At 66.4% G+C, this 20,193-nt stretch carries 21 protein-coding genes; 9 read left to right on the top strand and 12 right to left on the bottom strand.

The window, feature by feature from the left end; genetic code table 11:
- Window positions 1-10 precede the first annotated feature (10 nt).
- The 6 genes from ACUJ46_RS08950 to ACUJ46_RS08925 all read right to left on the bottom strand — a co-directional run bounded on the left by ACUJ46_RS08950 (window position 11) and on the right by ACUJ46_RS08925 (window position 4,667).
- Window positions 11-457, bottom strand: a complete 447-nt coding sequence (locus ACUJ46_RS08950; protein ID WP_445390124.1) for a (deoxy)nucleoside triphosphate pyrophosphohydrolase — start codon at window positions 455-457, stop codon at window positions 11-13.
- A complete protein-coding gene (locus ACUJ46_RS08945) occupies window positions 447-1,913 on the bottom strand; it encodes a M48 family metalloprotease (protein WP_445390123.1) in 1,467 nt (488 codons plus the stop codon). The genes ACUJ46_RS08950 and ACUJ46_RS08945 overlap by 11 nt, the downstream gene beginning before the upstream one ends.
- On the bottom strand, window positions 1,913-2,848 hold the full coding sequence (locus tag ACUJ46_RS08940; RefSeq protein ID WP_445390122.1) for an acetyl-CoA carboxylase carboxyltransferase subunit alpha: 936 nt from the start codon (window positions 2,846-2,848) through the stop codon (window positions 1,913-1,915). Before ACUJ46_RS08940 ends, ACUJ46_RS08945 begins: the two co-directional genes overlap by 1 nt.
- Window positions 2,849-2,866: 18 nt before the next feature.
- Window positions 2,867-3,547 carry a tRNA (guanosine(46)-N7)-methyltransferase TrmB gene (gene trmB, locus ACUJ46_RS08935; protein ID WP_445390121.1) on the bottom strand — a complete coding sequence of 227 codons (681 nt, stop codon included), beginning with the start codon at window positions 3,545-3,547 and terminating at the stop codon, window positions 2,867-2,869.
- A gap of 70 nt (window positions 3,548-3,617) precedes the next feature.
- Window positions 3,618-4,052, bottom strand: a complete 435-nt coding sequence (locus ACUJ46_RS08930; RefSeq protein WP_445390120.1) for a YcgN family cysteine cluster protein — start codon at window positions 4,050-4,052, stop codon at window positions 3,618-3,620.
- 6 nt (window positions 4,053-4,058) lie between these two features.
- Window positions 4,059-4,667, bottom strand: coding sequence for an SCO family protein (locus tag ACUJ46_RS08925; RefSeq protein WP_445390119.1), 609 nt, complete (start codon window positions 4,665-4,667; stop codon window positions 4,059-4,061).
- A gap of 74 nt (window positions 4,668-4,741) precedes the next feature.
- On the opposite strand from ACUJ46_RS08925, the gene ACUJ46_RS08920 reads away from it, so the two are divergent.
- Genes ACUJ46_RS08920 through ACUJ46_RS08910 form a run of 3 tightly spaced genes read left to right on the top strand, consistent with a single transcriptional unit; the run spans window position 4,742 to window position 7,290 of the window.
- Window positions 4,742-5,356 carry an ankyrin repeat domain-containing protein gene (locus ACUJ46_RS08920; protein ID WP_445390118.1) on the top strand — a complete coding sequence of 205 codons (615 nt, stop codon included), beginning with the start codon at window positions 4,742-4,744 and terminating at the stop codon, window positions 5,354-5,356.
- 42 nt (window positions 5,357-5,398) lie between these two features.
- A complete protein-coding gene (locus tag ACUJ46_RS08915) occupies window positions 5,399-6,709 on the top strand; it encodes an ActS/PrrB/RegB family redox-sensitive histidine kinase (RefSeq protein WP_445390117.1) in 1,311 nt (436 codons plus the stop codon).
- Entirely contained in the window at window positions 6,706-7,290 is a 585-nt protein-coding gene (locus tag ACUJ46_RS08910; protein WP_445390116.1) for an ActR/PrrA/RegA family redox response regulator transcription factor, read from the top strand. Before ACUJ46_RS08915 ends, ACUJ46_RS08910 begins: the two co-directional genes overlap by 4 nt.
- Window positions 7,291-7,343: 53 nt before the next feature.
- Here the strand turns inward: ACUJ46_RS08910 and rlmN are convergent, their stop codons facing one another.
- The 3 genes from rlmN to ACUJ46_RS08895 all read right to left on the bottom strand — a co-directional run bounded on the left by rlmN (window position 7,344) and on the right by ACUJ46_RS08895 (window position 10,066).
- Entirely contained in the window at window positions 7,344-8,543 is a 1,200-nt protein-coding gene (gene rlmN, locus ACUJ46_RS08905) for a 23S rRNA (adenine(2503)-C(2))-methyltransferase RlmN (RefSeq protein WP_445390115.1), read from the bottom strand.
- A gap of 92 nt (window positions 8,544-8,635) precedes the next feature.
- On the bottom strand, window positions 8,636-9,244 hold the full coding sequence (locus ACUJ46_RS08900; protein WP_445390114.1) for a PEPxxWA-CTERM sorting domain-containing protein: 609 nt from the start codon (window positions 9,242-9,244) through the stop codon (window positions 8,636-8,638).
- Window positions 9,245-9,421: 177 nt separating this feature from the next.
- Window positions 9,422-10,066, bottom strand: coding sequence for a histidine phosphatase family protein (locus ACUJ46_RS08895; protein ID WP_445390113.1), 645 nt, complete (start codon window positions 10,064-10,066; stop codon window positions 9,422-9,424).
- Between the two features lie 84 nt (window positions 10,067-10,150).
- On the opposite strand from ACUJ46_RS08895, the gene ACUJ46_RS08890 reads away from it, so the two are divergent.
- From ACUJ46_RS08890 to ACUJ46_RS08865, 6 genes are all read left to right on the top strand, one after another.
- Complete coding sequence (locus tag ACUJ46_RS08890) at window positions 10,151-10,858, top strand: CoA transferase subunit A (protein ID WP_445390112.1); 708 nt, start codon at window positions 10,151-10,153, stop codon at window positions 10,856-10,858.
- Between the two features lie 45 nt (window positions 10,859-10,903).
- The gene (locus ACUJ46_RS08885) at window positions 10,904-11,539 is read left to right on the top strand and encodes a 3-oxoacid CoA-transferase subunit B (RefSeq protein WP_445390111.1); all 636 of its coding nucleotides are present in this window, start codon (window positions 10,904-10,906) and stop codon (window positions 11,537-11,539) included.
- Between the two features lie 10 nt (window positions 11,540-11,549).
- A complete protein-coding gene (locus ACUJ46_RS08880; protein ID WP_445390110.1) occupies window positions 11,550-11,954 on the top strand; it encodes a DUF302 domain-containing protein in 405 nt (134 codons plus the stop codon).
- Between the two features lie 238 nt (window positions 11,955-12,192).
- A complete protein-coding gene (locus tag ACUJ46_RS08875; protein ID WP_445390109.1) occupies window positions 12,193-12,840 on the top strand; it encodes a PEPxxWA-CTERM sorting domain-containing protein in 648 nt (215 codons plus the stop codon).
- A 229-nt stretch (window positions 12,841-13,069) separates the two neighbouring features.
- Window positions 13,070-16,315, top strand: coding sequence for an amidohydrolase family protein (locus tag ACUJ46_RS08870; RefSeq protein ID WP_445390108.1), 3,246 nt, complete (start codon window positions 13,070-13,072; stop codon window positions 16,313-16,315).
- Window positions 16,315-16,695: a YbaN family protein gene (locus ACUJ46_RS08865; protein ID WP_445390107.1), complete on the top strand. Its 381-nt coding sequence runs from the start codon at window positions 16,315-16,317 to the stop codon at window positions 16,693-16,695. Before ACUJ46_RS08870 ends, ACUJ46_RS08865 begins: the two co-directional genes overlap by 1 nt.
- Here the strand turns inward: ACUJ46_RS08865 and ACUJ46_RS08860 are convergent.
- From ACUJ46_RS08860 to ACUJ46_RS08850, 3 genes are read right to left on the bottom strand one after another with little or no spacing between them, the layout of a single operon-like run.
- A complete protein-coding gene (locus ACUJ46_RS08860) occupies window positions 16,679-17,083 on the bottom strand; it encodes an EVE domain-containing protein (protein WP_445390106.1) in 405 nt (134 codons plus the stop codon). The two genes, ACUJ46_RS08865 and ACUJ46_RS08860, sit on opposite strands and share 17 nt — an antisense overlap.
- Complete coding sequence (locus ACUJ46_RS08855) at window positions 17,080-19,371, bottom strand: xanthine dehydrogenase family protein molybdopterin-binding subunit (protein WP_445390105.1); 2,292 nt, start codon at window positions 19,369-19,371, stop codon at window positions 17,080-17,082. Before ACUJ46_RS08855 ends, ACUJ46_RS08860 begins: the two co-directional genes overlap by 4 nt.
- Window positions 19,368-20,168 carry an SDR family NAD(P)-dependent oxidoreductase gene (locus tag ACUJ46_RS08850; protein ID WP_445390104.1) on the bottom strand — a complete coding sequence of 267 codons (801 nt, stop codon included), beginning with the start codon at window positions 20,166-20,168 and terminating at the stop codon, window positions 19,368-19,370. The genes ACUJ46_RS08855 and ACUJ46_RS08850 overlap by 4 nt, the downstream gene beginning before the upstream one ends.
- Window positions 20,169-20,193 lie beyond the last annotated feature (25 nt).

Below are 20,193 nucleotides of genomic sequence, written 5' to 3'. Positions count from 1 at the left end.
GCGCCCCCCGCTAGAGGATCGCCGCGATCTGCCCAAGAAGGGGCTTGTCCGCCGGCGGCATGTCCAGACGGAACAGGCCGTTCACCGGCACCCACTGCAGCCTCTGCCCCTCCTGCGGGGCAGGCGTGCCTTTCCATTTCCTCAGCGCGAAGGCCAGCAGCAGAACATGGCTCTTTTCATAGGCGTGTGAGGCAAAGCCGCAGGGGGCAAGGCAGCTTGTGGCGGTTTCCACCCCCAGTTCCTCGCGCAGTTCGCGCACGAGGGCGGCCTCGGGGCTTTCCTCCGGCTCGACCTTGCCACCGGGGAATTCCCACAAGCCGGCCATGTCCTTGCCCGGCGGCCTGTCAGCAACGAGAATGCGGCCGTCGGGGTCCACCATGACCGCGCAGGCAACCGTCACGAGCGGCAGCCGCCGTTCCGGCTGCCCGCCCGGACACCAGGGCAGATCATTCGACAATCAGCTTGATCCGCTGCCCGGCCCGCACGTCCGACGGCTGGAAGCCGTTGAGTGCCAGCAGGCTCTGGTCCCGGTTGTAGGGCGGTGACATGCGCGCCGCGAGGCTGGCTACTGTCTGCCCCGGCTGAATGCGCACAACTTCGATGTGGCGGCCACGCGCGGCGTCCGCCTTTTCCTTCTGTGTCAGCCGGCGGAAGGAGGAAATCAGGCTGTCGAACTGCCCGCCACGCCCGGCCGGGGCAATGGTGCGGATGATGTAGGCCTGATCGGCCGCCGTGCGGAAGGCATGGACGCCGACATCGACCGCGCCCTTGTTGCTGTTGAGCCGTGCAGTCGACAGCGCGGCATCGAGGCTGTTGATCCGTTGTTCGTTGTAATTCACCTGTGGCACGGTGCCGTTGTTGATCTGCTGCCAGCCTGTCGTCACCAGTTGCTGGAGCGACTGCCCCGGGCTGAGGCGCGCTCCGACGAACAGGAAATTCGATCCGTCACGGCCCTGGCCCTGTACTGCAGAAGGGCTGTTCTGCAGGCTGAAGCCAACCGGCGCATCGAAGCCTATGCCCAGTGACGCGTGGCGGAAGCTCGGACCGCTGATGATCCCCTGGGCGGGCGAATCGCCGAAGGTCATGCCGTTGAGGGCATTGAGGAAAGCATCCCGGTTGACAGTGCCGGTCCGCCCGGTGGCGGCTGCTGCCTGGCTGACCCGGCGAACCCGCTCGGAGGTGATGGGGTGGGTGGAGAAGAAGCTGGCGAGCCCCCCGCGCTCCATCGATTCCTTGCCTTCGACGGCGGCAACGCGGTCAAGGGCGGCCAGCATGGAGGCAGAGGCCTTCGGATCATAGCCGGCAGCCATGGCGTAGCGCATGCCGAGCGTGTCGGCCTCGTTTTCCTGCGAGCGCGAGAAGCCGCTGACCCAGGCCGACGCGCCGATGTTCGCGATCTGCGCCACTTCCGATCCGCCGAGCACGGCCGCTGCGATGGTGGCAAGACCACCGAGTGTCGCCCGGGTGTTGCGCTGCTGGGAATGATTGGCGGCGACATGGCCGGCTTCATGCCCCAGCACCGAGGCCAGTTCCGCCTCGGAGTTGATCATCGCCAGCATGCCGCGGGTGATGTAGAGATAGCCGCCTGGCGTCGCCATGGCGTTGGGCACGGGTGAATCGAGGACAGTGATCGTCCAGTCGGCCGCCGTGGAGCCGGGCACCGACGGAATCGCGACCTTCAGCCCGACGCTGCGCACATAGGCGGCCAGCGGGCCATCGACGCGGCCGCCGAACTGTTCCAGGATTTCCTTGTAGCCTTGCGCGCCAATCTGCTTGTCACGCGCGCTGAGGCCGATCATCTGGCCCGAGCGTGCATCGACGGGGGCGCAGGCAGGAGCCGCGAGGAGCGAAAGCGCCGCCACGGCTGCCGGGAGGGCGGCAGCCTTGCCCATCATCATCGGGAACCTGCGCATCAGCCAGCCCTCGCGAAAGCCAGGAAACGGGCACGGCGCTGCGCCTTCAGCTCCGCCGGAGACATGGCTGAAAGCCCGGCGAGGGCTTCGGCAATGCCGTCGCCAAGCCGTTCGATCGCGGTTTCGGGGGCGCGGTGCGCGCCACCCACCGGTTCGGGGACGATGCTGTCGATCACGCCGAGCTCGGCCAGATCCTGGGCTGAAATTCGCATGGCAACTGCGGCGTCCGCCGCCCTCCCTGAATCGCGCCACAGGATCGAGGCGCATCCTTCAGGGGAAATCACGGCATAGACGGAATGTTCCAGCATCAGCACGCGATTTCCGGCTGCCAGCGCCACGGCGCCACCCGATCCGCCCTCGCCGATGATCACGGATACCAGTGGCACTTCGGCCTGCAGGCAGGCTTCGGTTCCCCGTGCGATGGCTTCGGCCTGGCCGCGTTCCTCGGCCTCGATGCCGGGGAAGGCGCCGGGGGTGTCCACGAGGGTTATGATGGGCAGGCCGAAGCGGCTGGCCATGTCCATCAGCCGGGCGGCCTTGCGATAGCCCTCGGGCTTGGCCATGCCGAAGTTGCGCTTTACGCGGCTTGCCGTGTCCGAGCCTTTTTCATGGCCGATCAGCATTACCGGCTGGCCGCGGAAACGGGCCGGGCCGCCCAGGATCGCCGGGTCGTCGGCAAAGCCGCGGTCGCCTGCCAGCGGTTCCCATTCGGTGAACAGCTGCTTCGCGATTCCAAGCAGGCGCGGCCTGTCCGGGTGGCGAGCCACCATCGTTTTCTGCCAGGGGGAGAGATTGCCGTAGATCTCCGCCAGCAGCGCGTCGCGTTTATGCCTGAGCGCCTGCGCCTCGGGGGCTTTCGCCTCAGTGGCTTCAAGGCTTGCAAGCTCGCTGTCGAGCCTGGCGACGGGTTTTTCGAATTCGAGGATCTGGGCCATGATGTTCCTGCAGGTGGTTCAGCGGCGCCGGTAAATCAAGCGCCAGACGTCGTGGCCCAGCGCGCGGGCCTTCATCGCGAACCGCGTGTCGGGCCAGTCTTCGGGCACATTTTCCCAGTCATCGCGGCTGGTTGCGGTCCATTCGAAGGCATCCATGTGCTGCATCACGGAAAGGGTGTGGCGCATGTAGCCGACATGATCCGTCGCGATGCGGAATTCCCCGCCCGGCTTCAGCCGGCGGGCGACAAGCCCCACCGGGCCGGGGTTCACGAAGCGCCGCTTGGCATGGCGGGCCTTGGGCCATGGGTCGGGATGGAGCAGATAGACGGCCGAAAGGCTGGCATCGGGCAGGCGGTCGAGCACGTCGATGGCGTCACCCTTCAGGATGCGCACGTTCGAAAGCCCGTGGCTGTCGACTTCCGCCAGAAGCCCGGCCACGCCGTTCACATAGGGTTCCGCGCCGATGAAGCCCCGGTCGGGCCGGCGCGCGGCCTGGAAGGCCAGGTGCTCGCCCTTGCCGAAGCCGATCTCGAGGACCAGCGGGCGGTCATCGCCGAAAAGTCGGCGCGCATCGAGCGGGCCCTGCGGGGGAATGGCGATGCGTGGCAGTAGTTCGTCCACCAGGCGCTGGGCATTGGCCCTGAGGGCGTGGCCCTGCGCCCTGCCGTAGAGACGCCGGATGCTGAGAGGATCGTTCATGGGTGGCTCATAGCAGCTTCGCCCTGCGGCAGAAGCCGCCATCGTATCCTGGCAGAAGCCGCCATCCGTATCAGTCGCCATCGAGGATGTGATACTCGAGGTCGCCGGCATCCACTTCGCTGACTGTCCAGCCGCGGATGGAGGCGCCGGCTTCGTGCACCGTATCGCGGCTGCCGGAAACAAGATGATGCCATGCCGGCAGCGGCTTTCCTTCTTCCACCAGCCGGTAGGCGCAGGTGGAGGGCAGCCAGTCGATCTGCGGCACCAGATCTGGGCGGAGCTGCACGCAATCGGGCACATGGGCGCGACGGTTGCGGTAATCGCTGCAACGGGCGGTTTCCCGGTCCAGCAGGCGGCAGGCGACATTGGTGCGATAGATGCGGCCGCTTTCCTCATCCTCCAGCTTGTGGAGGCAGCATTTGCCGCAGCCGTCGCACAGGGCCTCCCACTCTTCGCGATCGAGGTCGGAAAGGCGGCGGCCTTCCCAGAAGCGCGGGCGCAGCATGGGGGGTCAGGCGAGGAAGCGTGACAGCATCGCCTCGACCAGCTCCGGCGTTGCCGTCGGTCCGGCGATGAACTCGACGGGGCGACCCTTCGGGTCCATTAGGTAGATGACGGCGAGATGGTCGTAGGTGTAGCTGCCTTCGGTCACGCCCGGCACCTTAGAGGCGTAGATGCGGAAGGTCTTCAGCGCGGCTTCGATTTCCGCCCGGCTGCCGGTGAGGCCGACGAGACGGGGGTGGAAATTGTCGGTGAACTCGGCGAGCGCTTCGGGCGTGTCGCGTTCCGGGTCCACTGTCACGAACAGGGGTTGCACCTTGAGGGCTGCGTCGGGGTGTTTCGCCTCGAACAGCTTCAGCCCTTCGCCCAGTTTCGCGGTATCCACCGGGCAGACATCGGGGCAGTAGGTGAAGCCGAAATACATCAGCCGCCACTTGCCGTCATAGCTTTCCGAAGTGACGCGGGCGCCGGTTTCATCGGTCAGCGTGAAGGGGCCGCCCACGGCCGCGCCGGAAAGATTGCCTTCCGGCGCCTTGTCCGGCTTCAGCACCCACAGGGCTGCCAGCACTATGGCGGCCAGCACCAGAAGGATGAGCGGCAGGCGTGACGATCTGGACAAGCGACTGTTCATGCGGCTCCCATATAAGCTATCGGATGGATATGCGAGAGAAACGAACATTCCGGCCTTCCCCGATGCGCCTGCTTGCCGCGCTTCGTGCCGCGGCATTCTCCTTCATGCTGGCGCTCGGCCTGCTGGCCGGCACCCCCGCCAGCGCGCAGTTCTCCGACAGCTACAATTTCCTCAAGGCTGTCCGCGACAAGGATGTGCTGAAGGCGAAATCCCTGATCGACAAGCCGGGCAGCACCATCATCAACACGCGCGACTATGACAATGGCGACACCGCGCTGCTGATCGCCATCAAGCGGCGCGATCCGCCCTGGATCGGCTTCCTGCTGCAGAATGGCGCCGATCCGAACCTGCCCGACCGCGAAGGCAACACGCCCCTCATTGTGTCCGCCATGGGCGGCTTTTCCGATGGCGTTCGCCTGCTGCTGGCGGGCAAGGCGCAGGTCGACATGGCGAACAGCCGGGGCGAGACGCCGCTGATAAAGGCCGTGCACGCCCGCGACCATGTGACCGCCGACATGCTGCTGAAGGCCGGCGCCGACCCGGACCGGACCGACAATCTGACCGGCATGTCCGCGCGCGACTATGCAGCGCGCGACGCGCGTGGCGGCCCGCTTGGCCGCCTGCTCGCCGATGCCCCGCGCAAGGCCGCTGCCGCCACCTTCGGCCCGCAACTCTGATCCGGACGCCCCGATGACAGCAGCCCTGCTCCCGGCCCGCCCATGGGCCTGAGTTCCGCCTCGCGGCAGACCATGGAGGTGGAGCAGGGCGGGGTACGGGTGCGCACGCTCATCGCCATCCGCTGGGGGGCGATCGCCGGGCAGCTCATCGCGCTTGTCGTCGTCGGCCTTTTGCTCGGCTTTCCGTTGCCCTGGGGGCCGGCGCTGGCAGCGGTGGGCGCGGCGGCCGCGGTCAACCTCGGCCTGCACAGCATCTACCGCAGCCAGGACAGGATCGACGGCCGCAGCGCCTGGGTGCACCTCGCCTTCGATCTCGTGCAGATCTCGACGATCCTCGCGCTGACGGGCGGGCTGGCAAACCCCTTCGCGCTCTGGATCCTCGTTCCCGTCACCATTTCGGCAACGCTGCTGAGCGCGCGGCAGGCGGCGCTTCTGGTGCTGGTGGCGCTGGCGCTGCTGTTGACGATGTGGTTCTGGCACATGCCCCTTCCCTGGGGGGAGGGGCGCTTCACCCTGCCGGCCACCTATCGCGCCGGCATCCTCGTGGCGATTGCCCTCGGCACCATCTTCCTCACCTTCTACGCCTGGAAACTGTCCGCCGAAGGGCGGCGGCGGCAGGCTGCGCTTATTGCGACCCAGGCGGCGCTGGAACGGGAAAGCCGCATGGGCGCGCTCGGTTCGCTGGCGGCTGCCGCCGCCCATGAACTGGGCGGGCCGCTTGGCACCATCACCCTCATCGCCAATGATCTCGAGGAAGCGCTGGGCGACGATCCCGTCCATGCGCAGGATGTGTCGCTGCTGCGGCAGGAAGCGCGGCGCTGCCGTGACATATTGCGCCAGATTTCCGCCCGTGCCGAAGCCGAAGACCCGTTCCCCGACATTGCGGTCCCCATCCTGCTGCGCGAGGTGCTGAGCCAGTATGAGCCGACGCGCGTGCCAGTGGAACTGCGTTTTGCCTGGGAAGGCGGGCAGGCCCCGGTCGTCCGCCGGTCGCCCGAACTGCTGCACGGGCTGTCCAACTTCCTCTCGAACGCGCTGCGGCATGCCCGCGCACATGTCTGGATGGATGCCGGAGAAACGGAGACGGAACTGTGGATTGCCGTGTCGGATGATGGCCCGGGCTTCGCGAGCGACCTTTTGCCACGGCTCGGAGAGCCGTTTCTGGGTCCATCATGGTCCCGTTCCGGGTCGACAGGCCTTGGGATTTTCATTGCGACTACGCTGGTTGAGCGTATCGGCGGCCGCCTCGGCTTCTTCAACCTGCCCGAAGGGGGCGCAAGGGTGGAATTGCGCTGGTGGCGTTCCGATATCGAGCCTGATTATGAAGAGCCCCTTCCGGAGGGATATCAATGATGACAGCCACCGCCGAGACCATCGCCGTTCCCGCCCCCGCGCCATCCATGGCCGAGCCGCTCGGAACCCTGCTGCTTGCCGACGATGACAACAGCTTCCGCCAGCGCCTTGCCGTAACCCTCGGGCGCCGTGGTTTCGATGTGCGGGCCGCCGCCAGCCTTGCCGAAGCGCGGGATCTTCTGCGCGGCCTCAACCCGGATTATGCCGTGGTCGACATGCGGCTGGGTGACGGCAACGGCCTCGATCTCGTGTCCGAACTGCGCGCCACCCACCCGACCACCCGCGTGGTGGTGCTGACAGGCTATGGCAATCTCGCCACGGCGGTTGCGGCGGTGAAGGAAGGCGCGATCGATTATCTCGCCAAGCCGGCAGACCCGGATGATCTCGTGAACGCCCTGCTCACGCCTGCGGGCGAACGGCCGGAACCGCCCGCGGAGCCGATGTCAGCCGACCGGGTGCGCTGGGAGCATATCCAGCGAGTCTATGAGCTGTGCGACCGGAATGTCTCGGAAACGGCGCGGCGGCTGAAGATGCACCGCCGCACCCTGCAGAGGATCCTCGCCAAGCGCTCGCCACGCTGAGGGCGAAACGATCGGCACGGAAGCATGAAGGAATGAAGGCAGCCGCCGGGGCGTCAGTCCCAGGCGGCTTCCTTTTCGGCGGCGCGCCGATCCAGTTCGGCGCGGCTCATCTTTTCCGACGAGGATTTCAGCTGCCCGCAGGCAGCCATGATGTCGCGACCGCGCGGCCGGCGGACGGGGGCTGAAATGCCGGCCTGGTACACGATATCGGAAAAACGCTGCACCTGCGCGTCGTCCGAGGTTTCATAGGCGGCGCCCGGCCAGGGGTTCCACGGGATCAGGTTCACCTTGGCGGGCAGGCGGTATTTGCGGATCAGCCGCACCAGTTCATGGGCATCCTCGTCGCGGTCGTTCTTGCCCTTCAGCATCACATATTCGAAGGTGATGCGCCGGGCATTATTGGCGCCCGGATAGGCGGCGCAGGCCGCGAGCAGTTCCTCGATGCCATATTTCTTGTTGAGCGGGACGATCTCGTCACGGACATCCTTGGTGACGGCATGGAGCGACACGGCGAGGTTGACCCCGATCTCCTCGCCGGCACGGGCCATCATCGGCACGACGCCCGAGGTGGACAGGGTGATGCGCCGCTTGGAAAGGGCCAGCCCCTCGCCATCCATCACGATCTTCAGCGCATCGCGCACATTGTCGAAATTGTAGAGCGGCTCGCCCATGCCCATCATCACGATGTTGGTGAGCAGCCGGCCTTCGGGCTGCGAGGGCCATTCACCGAGGCTGTCGCGCGCCAGCATCACCTGGCCGACGATTTCCGACGCTGTGAGATTGCGCACGAGTTTCATCGTGCCGGTGAAGCAGAAGCGGCAGTTGAGCGTGCAGCCCACCTGCGAGGATACGCACAGGGTTCCCCGGTCGGCATCCGGGATGAACACCATCTCATATTCCTCGCCGCCTGACCGCAGCAGCCATTTGCGCGTGCCGTCGGACGACACATGCGCCTCGACGACTTCGGGCCGGCCAACGGTGAAATGCCGTTCCAGCCCTTCGCGCAGAGGCTTTGAAAGATCGGACATGGCGGCAAAGTCGGTGGCGCCGCGATTGTAGATCCAGCCCCAGATCTGCTTGGCCCGCATGCGCGCCTGCTTCGGCTCGGCAAGACCGGTTTCGACGAGCAGTTCCGCGATGCGCGCCCGGTCGAGGCCGACAAGGTCGGTCCGCCCGTCGGCAGTGGCGGGGATGGCGCGCCGCACGGGAACAGGGTCCACCGCGCCCGCGATCGGCATGAGGTTCGTATCCATGAGGGGGCGCATATAGGCGATCCGCCGGCAAAAGCGAAGGGCCGCCTTCCCCGCAGGGAGGGCGGCCCTTTCAGGCTTCCGTCAGGCCCGGATCAGGCAGTCGTGACGGACATGGTGCGGCGCCGGCGGGCAGCGAAGCCGACGAGGCCGAAGCCTGCGATCAGCATGGCCCAGGTTGCCGGCTCGGGCACAGCGCCGCCGCTCACGTTGGTGAACACGAAGCGCAGGTCGTCATAATCCTTGTCGCCACCGCCGAGGATGTCCTCGAAGCCGACATAGACGCCGGCCGGGATGCCGAAGTCGCCACCGGCATAGGGGGCGGAATAGATATGGGTGATGCCGTCCGCGTTGAGGTTGCGGTCGGAATAGAAGAAGTCCCCGGTGTTCGACACGCGGATGGCGAAGGTGAGCACGTCACCTGCCTGCACCGCGCCGAAGTTCAGCGACTCGCCCAGTGCGCTCGTCTGGTTGTTCAGGCCCTCGATGCCGGTGTCCACGCCGTTCACCAGCAGGCGGAGGTAATTGGTGTAACCGGCGCTGTGCCCGGCGAAATAGGCGACGATATCGCCGTCAGCCGAGGCGGTGAAGCTGTAGTCCACCGGGTTGATGGTGCCTGCATCCGGATAGACGGGCAGTGCAGCGTTGGCGGCAGCCGAAAGACCGAAGGCCGCGACGGTGGCGAGAACGAGATTACGCAGCATACATACCTCCTGATGTGTTCAAGGAGGTTGGTGCAATCTACGTGCCAACTGCTCTAGGTCAACAATGTCATGAGCTTGTGAAGGTGTCGTCCATTTGATCTGTAAAGCTGGCCGACAGTCACGAGGCTGTTAACCCTGTAGCGCATGCCCGGTCAGGCTGGCGGCCGCGCGTGCGCCTCAGGCGACACGAAGGCCTGATGCGCCTTCGCCCAGAAGCACGGCTTCCTCGGTTCCGCCGGCAATCCGCATCACCGTTCCCTGCGGCACATCGCCCGCGATCGGCACGCCATGATAGGGCGTGCCCCCCACCAGCAGGCCGCGCAGCACCCGCGCCGTCATGCCGTGGCTGATCACCAGGGCCGGCGCCTCTCCGGCATGGCCGAGCCAGTCCGCGAGGCGGGTGGCGATGTCGGCATAATGTTCTCCGCCGGGGATGGGCAGGCGGAACAGGCGGTGCTCATGATCGATGATGTCGCCTTCCGTGGCGATGATTTCCTCATAGTCACGCCCGGTCCAGTGGCCCACCTCGATCTCGCGCAGGCGGTGGTCGGTGCGGATTGTGAAGAAATCGACACCCAGATGCTCGGCGATGATGGCCGCTGTCTGTTGCGTGCGCCCGGCCGGCGAGGCCCAGATGGCAGGCAGCGGCTCGCTGCGGCTGGAGAAATGGCGCGCCAGTACGGCGCCCATGCGCTCGGCCTGGGCGATGCCGTCCCGCGTGAGGGGAGTGTGGGCGTCATTGCCCTGCATGCGGCGGGCGCGGTTGAACACGGTCTCGGCGTGGCGGGCGAGATAAAGCGGTGCGGGGGCGACGTGAGGCATGGCAATGTGCAAAGACTGTCGCTACACGGCGGTCAAGTCTCAAAACCTGATACCCGATTCATCTTTCAAGTTCTGGAGGACTTCATGGCGAACAAAGTCAGGGCAGATGCAGCCGAAGCGCTTGAAGGCCTGCTGTTCGATGGCATGACGATCGTGGCGGGCGGCTTCGGCCTGTGCGGCATTCCCGAAAACAGCATCCGGGCGATTCGCGATTCGGGCGTGAAGAATCTGACGATCGTGTCCAACAATGCCGGGGTGGATGGCTTCGGCCTCGGCCTGCTGCTGGAAACGCGGCAGGTGAAGAAGATGATCTCGTCTTATGTGGGTGAGAACAAGGAGTTCGAACGCCAGTATCTGTCGGGCGAACTGGAGCTGGAATTCTGCCCGCAAGGCACGCTGGCCGAACGGATGCGGGCCGGCGGCGCCGGCATCCCCGGCTTCTACACCCGCACCGGTGTCGGCACGCTTGTGGCCGAAGGCAAGGAGCACAAGGACTTCGACGGCGAAACCTATATCCTGGAGCGCGGGATCGTCGCCGACCTTGCGATCGTCAAGGCCTGGAAGGCTGACCGTTTCGGCAATCTTGTCTTCCGCAAGACCGCGCGGAACTTCAACCCGATGGCTGCAACCGCCGGCCGTGTGACGGTGGCCGAAGTGGAAGAAATCGTGCCCGATGGCGGGCTGGACCCGGATTGCATCCACACGCCTTCCGTCTTCGTGCAGCACCTGTTTGCCGGGCAGTTCGAAAAGCGGATCGAGCAGCGCACCGTGCGCCCGCGCGCGGCAGCCTGACGGCGGCAGCCTTCCAATCGCCCCCCCATTTCCTAGGAGTGACCCATGGCCTGGACCCGTGACGAGATGGCGGCACGCGCCGCCCGGGAACTGAAGGATGGTTTCTACGTGAACCTGGGCATCGGCATGCCCACGCTGGTGGCAAACCATGCCGGGGATCTCGACATCACCCTGCAGTCGGAAAACGGCATGCTGGGCATGGGGCCTTTCCCCTTCGAGGGCGAGGAAGACCCCGATCTCATCAACGCTGGCAAGCAGACCGTGACGGAACTGCCGCGAACCAGCTATTTCAGCTCTGCCGACAGCTTCGCCATGATCCGTGGCGGCCACATGGACCTTTCGATCCTCGGCGCGATGGAAGTGTCGGAAAAGGGCGATCTCGCCAACTGGATGGTTCCGGGCAAGATGGTGAAGGGCATGGGCGGCGCCATGGATCTCGTCGCCGGGACGCCGCGAATCGTGGTGATGATGGAGCATGTGGACAAGGCCGGGCGGCCGAAGTTCGTGTCGTCCTGCTCCCTGCCGCTCACGGGGGCCAATGTCGTCGATGTCATCATCACGGACCTCGCCGTCTTCGAGCGTGCGGACCGCGCGGGCGCGCCCTTCCGGCTGGTGGAATGCGCGCCGGGGGTGACGCCGGAGGATGTCCGTGCGAAAACGAGCGCCACTTTCATCGCCTGAGGTAAAGCCGATGTCTGAACTGGGTGCAGAAATCGCCATCGACCTGCCCTTCGATGCTGCCATCGAGGCCGTGACACAGGCGCTGGCCGACAATGGCTTCGGCGTGATCTCGCGGGTGGATATGGACAAGGCCTTCCGCGAGAAGCTGGGCGCCGATTTCCGCCGCTACGCGATCCTCGGCGCCTGCAACCCGAAACTGGCGCTGAAGGCCGTTACGGCGCGGCCCGAGGTGGGCCTGCTGCTGCCCTGCAATGTAACCGTGGAGGCGCGGGGTGACGGCGCGCTGGTGCGGATCATCGATGCGGGCAACATGATGCAGGCAGCAGGCCTTGGCGAAGAGCCGGCCATCGCCGAGCTTGCAGCAGACGCGGGCGAGAGGCTCAGCCGCGTGGCAGAGGCGCTTCGCGCCCTCTAGGAGCCCCTCTCTTCAGGCTTCAGCCCCCTGAACCGGGCGCCGGCCTGCGCCGGGGCCGGCGACAAGCTATTGCAGAAAGATGATTAATAACTGCCGACACTGTCGGAAATCCTTACAGCGCGCTAGACGCGTTTCCTGCCATCCCATTGTTTTTGCATGAAATAAAAGATGGCATGGAAATTGCTACGAATGGTTTGCGCTTCCAGATTCCGGAAGTCCTAGAATGAGGGTTCAGTTCATGCGCTTCCTTGCTTCCGCCTTTGCCGCTGCCGCCCTTGCAGCTCTTGCCGTGCCGGCAACGGCTGCCACGATCACCAATGATCCGGTCTGGGATGGCAGCACCTTCATCGTCTCTTTCGGTGCGCCCGATACCACCAACTACGGCCAGACCTTCCTGTCGCCGGGTGGCAACCTCAATTCGCTGACCTTCCAGCTCGGCACGGCCAATGCCGGTGATTTCCGCGTGGCCGTGGCCGGCTTTGACGGCAATGGCGTCACGGGTGCCGATCTGTGGTCGTCGGGCGATATCGCCTATACTGGTGCCGGCGCGTATAGCGTCAACCTCGACCTGGCCACCACGCTGGGCGACAATTACATTGCCTATCTGACGATCGCGGGCGTCGCCAATCCGATCACTGGAGCGGCGGTAGGTGGCACGTCGGGCGACACCATTGCCGATGGCGCCTTCCGCTTTCTCAACTCCAATGGTGCGGCCCCGCAGCCGGGTCAGACATGGAGCAGCTGGTACATCCCTGACATGGCATTCACCGCGAGCTTCGGCGCGGCGGCCGTTCCGGAACCGGCCACCTGGGGCATGATGATCGCAGGCTTCGGTCTCGTCGGCTTCGCCGCGCGTCGCCGCCGCACGATGGTTGCGCAAGCCTGATCCGCACCAGGACCAGCTGAAAAATTGCGGCGGCATGGGCAACCATGCCGCCGTTTTTTTGCCTATTCGCAAGCGCCATCGCGCGCAGCGCTGGCCCGGGCGGATGGCCGGATTTTGCCGTCTTGTGAATCCGGCAGGCTGGCCTAGGGTCGGCCGCAGATGGTTCGCCTGCCCAAAGACACCTGCCCAAAGACACCTGCCCTGAGACACCTGCCCTGAGAGAGACGGAATGAAGACGATCGGCCCCGCGCTTGCCCTCTGCTCTGCGCTTGCCCTCTGCCTTGCCAGCCCGCTGATGGCCGCAGGCGATGCAGGCGGCAAACCCGCCTGGGACGTGAACGCTCCGTCTGGCGCCAGCATCCGCAAACTGCCCATCGATGTCAGCGAAGGCAGCTGGATGGACGTGGACGTCAGCCCGGATGGTCGCCTGCTCGCCTTCTCGCTTCTGGGCGATATCTATACCCTGCCCATTGCCGGCGGCACGGCCACCCGCATCGCCGAAGGGCTGGCATGGGAAGTGCAGCCCCGCTTTTCCCCCGATGGGCGGACGATCGCCTTCACCTCCGACCGGGGCGGCGGCGACAATCTCTGGGTGATGAACATCGACGGCAGCGACAAGCGGCAAATCACGCGGGAGGATTTTCGCCTGCTCTACCAGCCCGCCTGGAGCCCCGATGGCCGCTTTCTGGCGGCGAAGAAGCATTTCACCACCGGCCGGTCGCTCGGCACGGGGGAAATCTGGCTCTATCATCTTTCCGGTGGCACCGGCACGGTGCTGGTGAAGCGCCCGAACGAGGCGCATCAGAAGGAACTGGGCGAGCCGGTGTTCGCGCCCGATGGCAAGGCCATCTACTACACGCGGGACATCTCGCCGGGCGCGATCTTCGACTATGCGCAGGATTCGAACAGAGGGCTCTTCGCCATCGAGCGGCTGGATCTGGAAACGGGCGAGACCGCGACTGTCGTTTCGGGCGCTGGCGGGGCCGTGCGCCCGGCGCCTTCGCCCGACGGGCGCTTTATCGCCTTCGTCCGCCGGGATCGCGCGGCGCCGGCACTTTATCTGAAGGACCTGCGCTCGGGTGAAGAGCGACGGCTCCAGGTCGGCCTTGATCTCGACATGCAGGAAACCTGGGCGATCACCGGCCTCTACCCCAATATCGCCTGGACTCCTGACAGCCGCTCGATCCTCTTCTGGGCTGGCGGCAAGATCAGGCGCGTTGATGCTGATGGCGGCAATGCGCGCGAAATCTCCTTCCGCGTGACGGACAATCGCGACATGATCGACCCCTTGCGCCCCAAGGTCGAAGTTGCCCCGGACCGCTTCATGACGAAGATGGTCCGCTTCGCCACCATGTCCCCCGATGGACGACAGGTGGTTTTCGAAAGCCTCGGCAAGCTGTGGGTGAAACCGGCCTCCGGCGGTGCGCCACGCAGGCTGACGCGCGGCGACGCGGATTCCCGCGAGCTTTTCCCCTCCTGGTCGCGGGATGGCCGCTCCATCGTCTATGTGCGCTGGACCGATACGGGCCTTGGCGAGATCCGCATCGCCAGCGCCTCCGGTGGCGAGGGGCGCATCGTCACCAGCGTTCCCGGCCATTATGCCGAGCCGCGCTTCTCGCCCGACGGGCGCACCATCGTTTTCGAGCGTCGCCGGGGCGGCGCCCTGACTTCGGCCCGCTGGTCGGAAGACCCCGGCGTCTATCGGGTGCCCGCATCCGGCGGCGCGCCGGTGCGGATCGCCAGCGGGCATTCGGCGCCGCAGTTCGGCGCGGGTGGCGATCGCGTCTTCATGATCGGCAGCGACAAGGGCCGCGCCCGGCTGGTGAGCACCAGTCTCGATGGCGCGGCGCAGCGCGTTCACGCGACCGGGGAGCTTGCCACGGATTATCGCGTCTCTCCGGACGGGCGCATGCTGGCCTTCCGCCAGAATTACGAAGTGCATGTGATGCCGCTTCTGCCCGGCCCGCAGGATGTGCCGGCCGATGCGAAATCCCGCGCACTGCCCGTGGGGCGCGCCAGCATCGGCGGGGCGGATCATGTCCACTGGTCTGGCGATGGCAGCCGGCTGCACTGGAGCATCGGCGCCGAACTGAAGACGGTGGAAACTGCGGCCCTTGCAAGCCCCGGCACAGTGCCAGAGCCGGCGTCCCTGTCGCTTTCGATGCAGGTGGAGGCCGACCGGCCCACCGGCCGGCTGGCGCTGACCGGCGCGCGCATCCTCACCATGGCCGGCGAGGATGGCGGCGTGATCGAGGATGGCGTCATCCTTGTGAACCGCGACAGGATCGAGGCCATCGGCCCGCGTGGCACTGTTGCCATTCCGGCTGGCGTGCGGGTCGTCGATCTGGCCGGCAAGACGGTCATGCCCGGCCTGATCGACGCCCATGCCCATGGGCCGCAGGGCGTGAACCAGCTGATTCCACAGCAGAACTGGTCTGCCATTCAGGCGCTGGCACTCGGCACCACCACCATTCACGATCCGTCGAACCGCGCCAGCGAGATTTTCGCGGCAGCCGAATATCAGCGCGCCGGAAAGCTTCTGGCGCCGCGCATCTTTTCCACCGGCGAGATCATCTATGGCGCGAAGGCGGCGCGCGTTTATGCCGAGGTGAACAGCCTGGATGACGCTCTCGCCCATGTGCGCCGCCTGAAGGCGCAAGGGGCGCTTTCGGTGAAGAACTACAACCAGCCCCGGCGCGACCAGCGCCAGCAGATCGTGGAGGCGGCGCGGCGCGAGGGGCTGCAGGTCGTGGCCGAGGGCGGTTCCCTGTTCGGGCTGGACATGACGCACATCATGGATGGCAATGCGACACTCGAACACAACATCCCGCTTGGCAGATTTTATGCCGATGTCCTGGTGCTCTTCGGCGGCAGCCGGGTGGCCTATACGCCCACGCTCGTCGTTGCCTTCGGCGGGCTGGCGGGCGATCCCTACTGGCGTCAGGCAACCGACATCTTCGATCAGCCGCTGCTGAAACGGCACACGCCGCCCGCTGTGCTGGCGCAGAGCATCCGGCGGCTGAAGGCCCCCGAGGACCAGTTCATCGACGGTGTTGCCGCGCGCGAGGCGCAGCGCCTCGCAAGGCTGGGCGTGCCGGTTGCAATCGGCGCCCATGGCCAGCAGGCGGGGATCGCGGCGCACTGGGAGCTCTGGTCCTTCGTGAAGGGCGGCATGTCGCCGGTCGAGGCGCTGGCCGCCGGGACCCGCGAGGCCGCGCGCTCGCTGGGCATGGAAGCCGACATCGGCACGCTCGAAAAGGGGAAGCTGGCCGATCTCGTGGTCCTCGATGCCGACCCGCTCGCCGACATCCGCAACAGCGAGCGCGTGCATGCGGTGATGCTGGGTGGGCGCCTCCATGATGCGGCGACGATGGACCAGATTGCGCCGGATGCCGTCAGCCGCCCCGCGCACTGGTGGGTGGCCGACGGCAGCGGCGGCGCCGGCCTCGAAGCGCCAGCCCACAGCCACGACTGATGGGCGAGCCGGGGCCAGGCTTCATCCGCCGCGGCCTGTGGTTCGCCATCGGGCTGTTTTTCACCGGCCTCGGCCTGATCGGGGTGGTCGTGCCGCTTTTGCCGACCGTCCTGTTCCTGATCCTGGCGGCCGGCGCCTTTGCGCGCTCTTCCCCGCGGCTCGAAGCGTGGATCCTCGATCATCCGCGCTTCGGCCACCATGTGCGGGACTGGCGCGAACGCGGCGCGATCGCGCCGCGCGGTAAGCTGTTCGCGATGGGCGGGATGGCCGGCGGCTATACGGTCTTCTGGCTGTCGGCCCGGCCAGAACCCTGGCTCGCGGCAGCCGTTGCGCTTACCCTCTGCCTGATCGCTGCCTGGATCCTCAGCCGGCCATCCTGAGGATCTCGACCCATTCGTCATCGCGCACCGGCACGACCGACAGGCGCGACTGGCGGATAAGCTGCAATGCAGCGAGCGCCGGGTTCGCCTTCATGTCGGCAAGGGTCACGACGCCGTCCAGCTTCCTGACCGGCTTCACGGATACGGCGACCCAGCGGCCCGTGTCATCCGTCGGGTCTGGATAGGCGGTGCGGCTGATCCGGCAGATGCCCACCACCGCCTTGCCGATGTTGGAATGGTAGAAGAAGGCTTCGTCCCCTTCGGCCATGGCCTTCAGATTGTTGGAGGCCTGGGCGTTGCGCACGCCGTTCCAGACGGTTTCGCCTTCCTTCACCAGATCGTCCCAGCTGTAGACGTTCGGTTCGGATTTCAGCAGCCAGCGATTCATTCGGCGGCCATGGCTGGCTTGAGCGCCTGGCAGGCGCGCCAGATCTTTTCGGGCGTGGCCGGCATCTCCATCCGGGTGCCGTCCAGCGCGTCGATGATGGCGTTCATCACCGAGGGCATGGCACCGATGGTTCCGGCTTCGCCGCAGCCCTTCACGCCAAGCGGGTTGGTGGGGCTGGGGGTGGGCAGGGTATCGAACCCGATGTCGGCGGGCATGTCGTCGGCGCGCGGGATGCCATAATCCATGAAGCTGCCGGTGATGAGCTGGGCGCTTTCGTCATAGACCACATTTTCCAGCAGAACCTGCCCCAGCCCCTGGGCGACGCCGCCATGGATCTGGCTCAGCAGGAGCATCGGGTTCACGATGGTGCCGAAATCATCGACGAGGCTGTAGCGGGCGATCTTCACGCCACCCGTTTCCGGGTCCACCTCCACTTCGGCGACATGGCAGCCATTGGGGTAGGTGGGACGGGGATCCTCGGGCGCGAAGCGCGAGCGGCCATCGAGCGCGCCGGGGTGGCGCGTGGCAAGTTCCTCGAGCGACAGGCTGGCGTTGGAACCGCGCGCCCGGAACAGGCCGTCGGCATAATCCACTTCGTCGCCAAGGTCGGCCTTCGCCAGCTCGATCCCGCGGGCCACCATGTCGTCGGCGACGGCAAGGCAGGCCCCCCCGCCCCACGCCATCGAGCGCGAGCCGCCGGTGCCATTGCCCTGATCCAGCCGGGCGGTGTCGCCCTGAACCACGCGCACCTGCTCGATGGGAATGCCAAGCCGTTCCGCCGTCACCTGGGCATAGACGGTTTCATGACCCTGGCCGTTCGATTGCGTGCCGACAGCCACTTCGACGATTCCGCCCGGCAGGACGCGCACGTCGGCGAATTCATCCCTGGAGCCACCGCCCGCGATCTCGACATAATAGCAGAGCCCCCGGCCATAGCGCTTGCCGCGCCGCGCCGCTTCGGCCTTGCGGGCAGCGAAGCCCTGCCAGTCGGCGTTGGCGAGCGCCTTTTCCAGAACGGCCGGGAAATTGCCGATATCGAAGGTGAGGCCGAGGCCATTGGCGTGCGGCAGTTCCTCGGGCTTCAGCAGGTTGCGCCGGCGGATCTCATCCACTTCCATGCCGATTTCGCGGGCGGCGGCCTCGACCAGCCGCTCCATCAGATAGGCGACTTCCGGCCGCCCGGCGCCGCGATAGGCATCGACGGGCGCGGTGTTGGTCACAATGCCATGCACGGCATTGTGTATGGCCGGGATGCGATAGACGCCGCCGAGGATTCGGCCGCCGGCCTGGGTCTGGATCGCCGGGCCGAACTGGGCCTGATAGGCGCCGAGGTCCGACCAGCTTTCGACCTTGAGGCCGAGGATGCGTCCTTCGGCATCCAGCGCGAGGGCGGCTTCCGATTCCATCGCCCGGCCGTGCGTGTCCGTCTGGAAGGCGTCGGAGCGTTCGCCGGTCCACTTCACGGGCACGCCCAGATCGCGGGCGGCATGCAGCACGAGGGCATATTCGGCGTAGAGGAAGCTCTTCATGCCGAAGCCGCCGCCGACATCGCCGGTCACGATGCGCAGCGTCTCAGGCGGGCAGTTCAGCACTTTTCCGGCAAGCAGCGCACGCATGCCGGCCACGCCCTGGCTTCCGGTGTGGAGCGTGTAGCCGCTGCCGGCGTCCCATTCGCCAACGGCCGCGCGCACTTCCATCGATGTCGGCGCGACCCGGTTCTGGATCACCCTGAGCCGCGTGACATGATGCGCGGCCGCAAGCGCCCTGTCGGTTGCCTCGCGGTCGCCGGCTTCCCAGAGGAACAGGTCATTCGAGGGGGCATCCGGCCAGATCTTTGGGGCATCGGGAGCGATTGCGGCAGCGATGGAGGCCACTGCCGGCAGTTCATCATAATCCACTTCGATCATGTCGGCGGCGGCGCGGGCCTGTTCGCGGCTTTCCGCAACGACGAAGGCAACGCCATCGCCCACGAATCGCACCCGCTCTCCGGCGAGCAGCGGGCGCGGTGTCTTGATCGGGCCGGAAAGCGGAACGGCGCAGGGAAGGGGGCCATAGGCCCCGAGATCGCCGGCAAGATAGATGGCCTTCACGCCCGGCATGGCGCGGGCCGCCGAAATGTCGATACCCCTGATCGCGGCATGGCCATAGGGGGAGCGCAGCGTCACGCCGAAGAGCATGCCGGGCAGACGGATGTCGTCAGTGTAGCGGCCATGGCCTGTCAGCAGGCGGGCATCCTCCACCCGTTCCACGGATTTGCCGACGCCAGTCTGGCTGGTTCCGAATTTCATGCTCTCTCCCCTTCGCGAATGGCCGTCAGCCCTGCCTTATAGTCGGGATGGACAAGGCGATAGCCCAGAGAATTGGCAAGCCGCCCCCCCGCGACCAGCCGCCGCTCACTCCAGAAACCGCGGGCCATGGGGCCAAGGTCCGCCTCTTCCAGTCGTTCGAGGGGTGGCAGGGGCATGCCTGCAAGCCCGCAGGCATATTCGGTGATGGCGCGCGGTTCGGCCGGCAGCTGATCGACGATGTTGAAGATGCCGCGCGCCCGCACCGCAGCGGCCTTCAGCACGGCGCCGGCGATGTCGTCCACATGGATCCGGTTGAAGCGGTGGCCCGGCCTGTCGATCCGCCGGGCGGTGCCGGCGCGCACCTGGTCAAGTGCGGAGCGGCCGGGGCCGTAGATGCCCGGCAGCCGGAAGATGGCGGCGCCCAGCGCCTGCCAGCCGAGATCGGCGGCTGTCCTGGCGGTGCGCCGGCCGCCGCCCACGGGGGCATGTTCATCAACCCAGGCGCCGCCCGTGTCGCCATAGACGCCGGTGGAGGAAAGATAGCCGATCCACCCGCCATGGCTCTGGAGATGTGTGCCGAACCGGTCGAGCACCGGGTCCGTGCCGGTCGCGCTGTCCGGCGGCACGGACGAGACGACATGGGTGGCGGCCGCCATTGCATCGGGCAGGGCAGGGTCGTCGAAGGCCATGATGCCATCGCCCGATGATCGCCGCACGCCGAGCACTGAAAGCCCCTGTGCGCGCGCCGCGCGGGCGAGAATGGTGCCGGAATAGCCTTGGCCGAGGATCAGAAGCATGGCGCTTTTCTAGCGCCGCGCTAGG

Source organism: Sandaracinobacteroides sp. A072, from assembly GCF_052616365.1.
The sequence above is the reverse complement of the archived record's forward strand: the minus strand, read 5'-3'. Positions and strand labels throughout refer to the sequence as shown.

Coding starts and splice junctions, on each gene's coding strand:
- ACUJ46_RS08900 (WP_445390114.1), bottom strand. CDS start 9,244: ATGCTGCGTAATCTCGTTCTCGCCACCGTCGCGGCCTTCGGTCTTTCG.
- ACUJ46_RS08850 (WP_445390104.1), bottom strand. CDS start 20,168: ATGCTTCTGATCCTCGGCCAAGGCTATTCCGGCACCATTCTCGCCCGC.
- ACUJ46_RS08890 (WP_445390112.1), top strand. CDS start 10,151: ATGGCGAACAAAGTCAGGGCAGATGCAGCCGAAGCGCTTGAAGGCCTG.
- ACUJ46_RS08885 (WP_445390111.1), top strand. CDS start 10,904: ATGGCCTGGACCCGTGACGAGATGGCGGCACGCGCCGCCCGGGAACTG.
- ACUJ46_RS08915 (WP_445390117.1), top strand. CDS start 5,399: ATGGGCCTGAGTTCCGCCTCGCGGCAGACCATGGAGGTGGAGCAGGGC.
- ACUJ46_RS08910 (WP_445390116.1), top strand. CDS start 6,706: ATGATGACAGCCACCGCCGAGACCATCGCCGTTCCCGCCCCCGCGCCA.
- ACUJ46_RS08875 (WP_445390109.1), top strand. CDS start 12,193: ATGCGCTTCCTTGCTTCCGCCTTTGCCGCTGCCGCCCTTGCAGCTCTT.
- ACUJ46_RS08920 (WP_445390118.1), top strand. CDS start 4,742: ATGCGCCTGCTTGCCGCGCTTCGTGCCGCGGCATTCTCCTTCATGCTG.
- ACUJ46_RS08855 (WP_445390105.1), bottom strand. CDS start 19,371: ATGAAATTCGGAACCAGCCAGACTGGCGTCGGCAAATCCGTGGAACGG.
- rlmN (WP_445390115.1), bottom strand. CDS start 8,543: ATGGATACGAACCTCATGCCGATCGCGGGCGCGGTGGACCCTGTTCCC.
- trmB (WP_445390121.1), bottom strand. CDS start 3,547: ATGAACGATCCTCTCAGCATCCGGCGTCTCTACGGCAGGGCGCAGGGC.
- ACUJ46_RS08930 (WP_445390120.1), bottom strand. CDS start 4,052: ATGCTGCGCCCGCGCTTCTGGGAAGGCCGCCGCCTTTCCGACCTCGAT.
- ACUJ46_RS08945 (WP_445390123.1), bottom strand. CDS start 1,913: ATGCGCAGGTTCCCGATGATGATGGGCAAGGCTGCCGCCCTCCCGGCA.
- ACUJ46_RS08865 (WP_445390107.1), top strand. CDS start 16,315: ATGGGCGAGCCGGGGCCAGGCTTCATCCGCCGCGGCCTGTGGTTCGCC.
- ACUJ46_RS08870 (WP_445390108.1), top strand. CDS start 13,070: ATGAAGACGATCGGCCCCGCGCTTGCCCTCTGCTCTGCGCTTGCCCTC.
- ACUJ46_RS08895 (WP_445390113.1), bottom strand. CDS start 10,066: ATGCCTCACGTCGCCCCCGCACCGCTTTATCTCGCCCGCCACGCCGAG.
- ACUJ46_RS08880 (WP_445390110.1), top strand. CDS start 11,550: ATGTCTGAACTGGGTGCAGAAATCGCCATCGACCTGCCCTTCGATGCT.
- ACUJ46_RS08940 (WP_445390122.1), bottom strand. CDS start 2,848: ATGGCCCAGATCCTCGAATTCGAAAAACCCGTCGCCAGGCTCGACAGC.
- ACUJ46_RS08860 (WP_445390106.1), bottom strand. CDS start 17,083: ATGAATCGCTGGCTGCTGAAATCCGAACCGAACGTCTACAGCTGGGAC.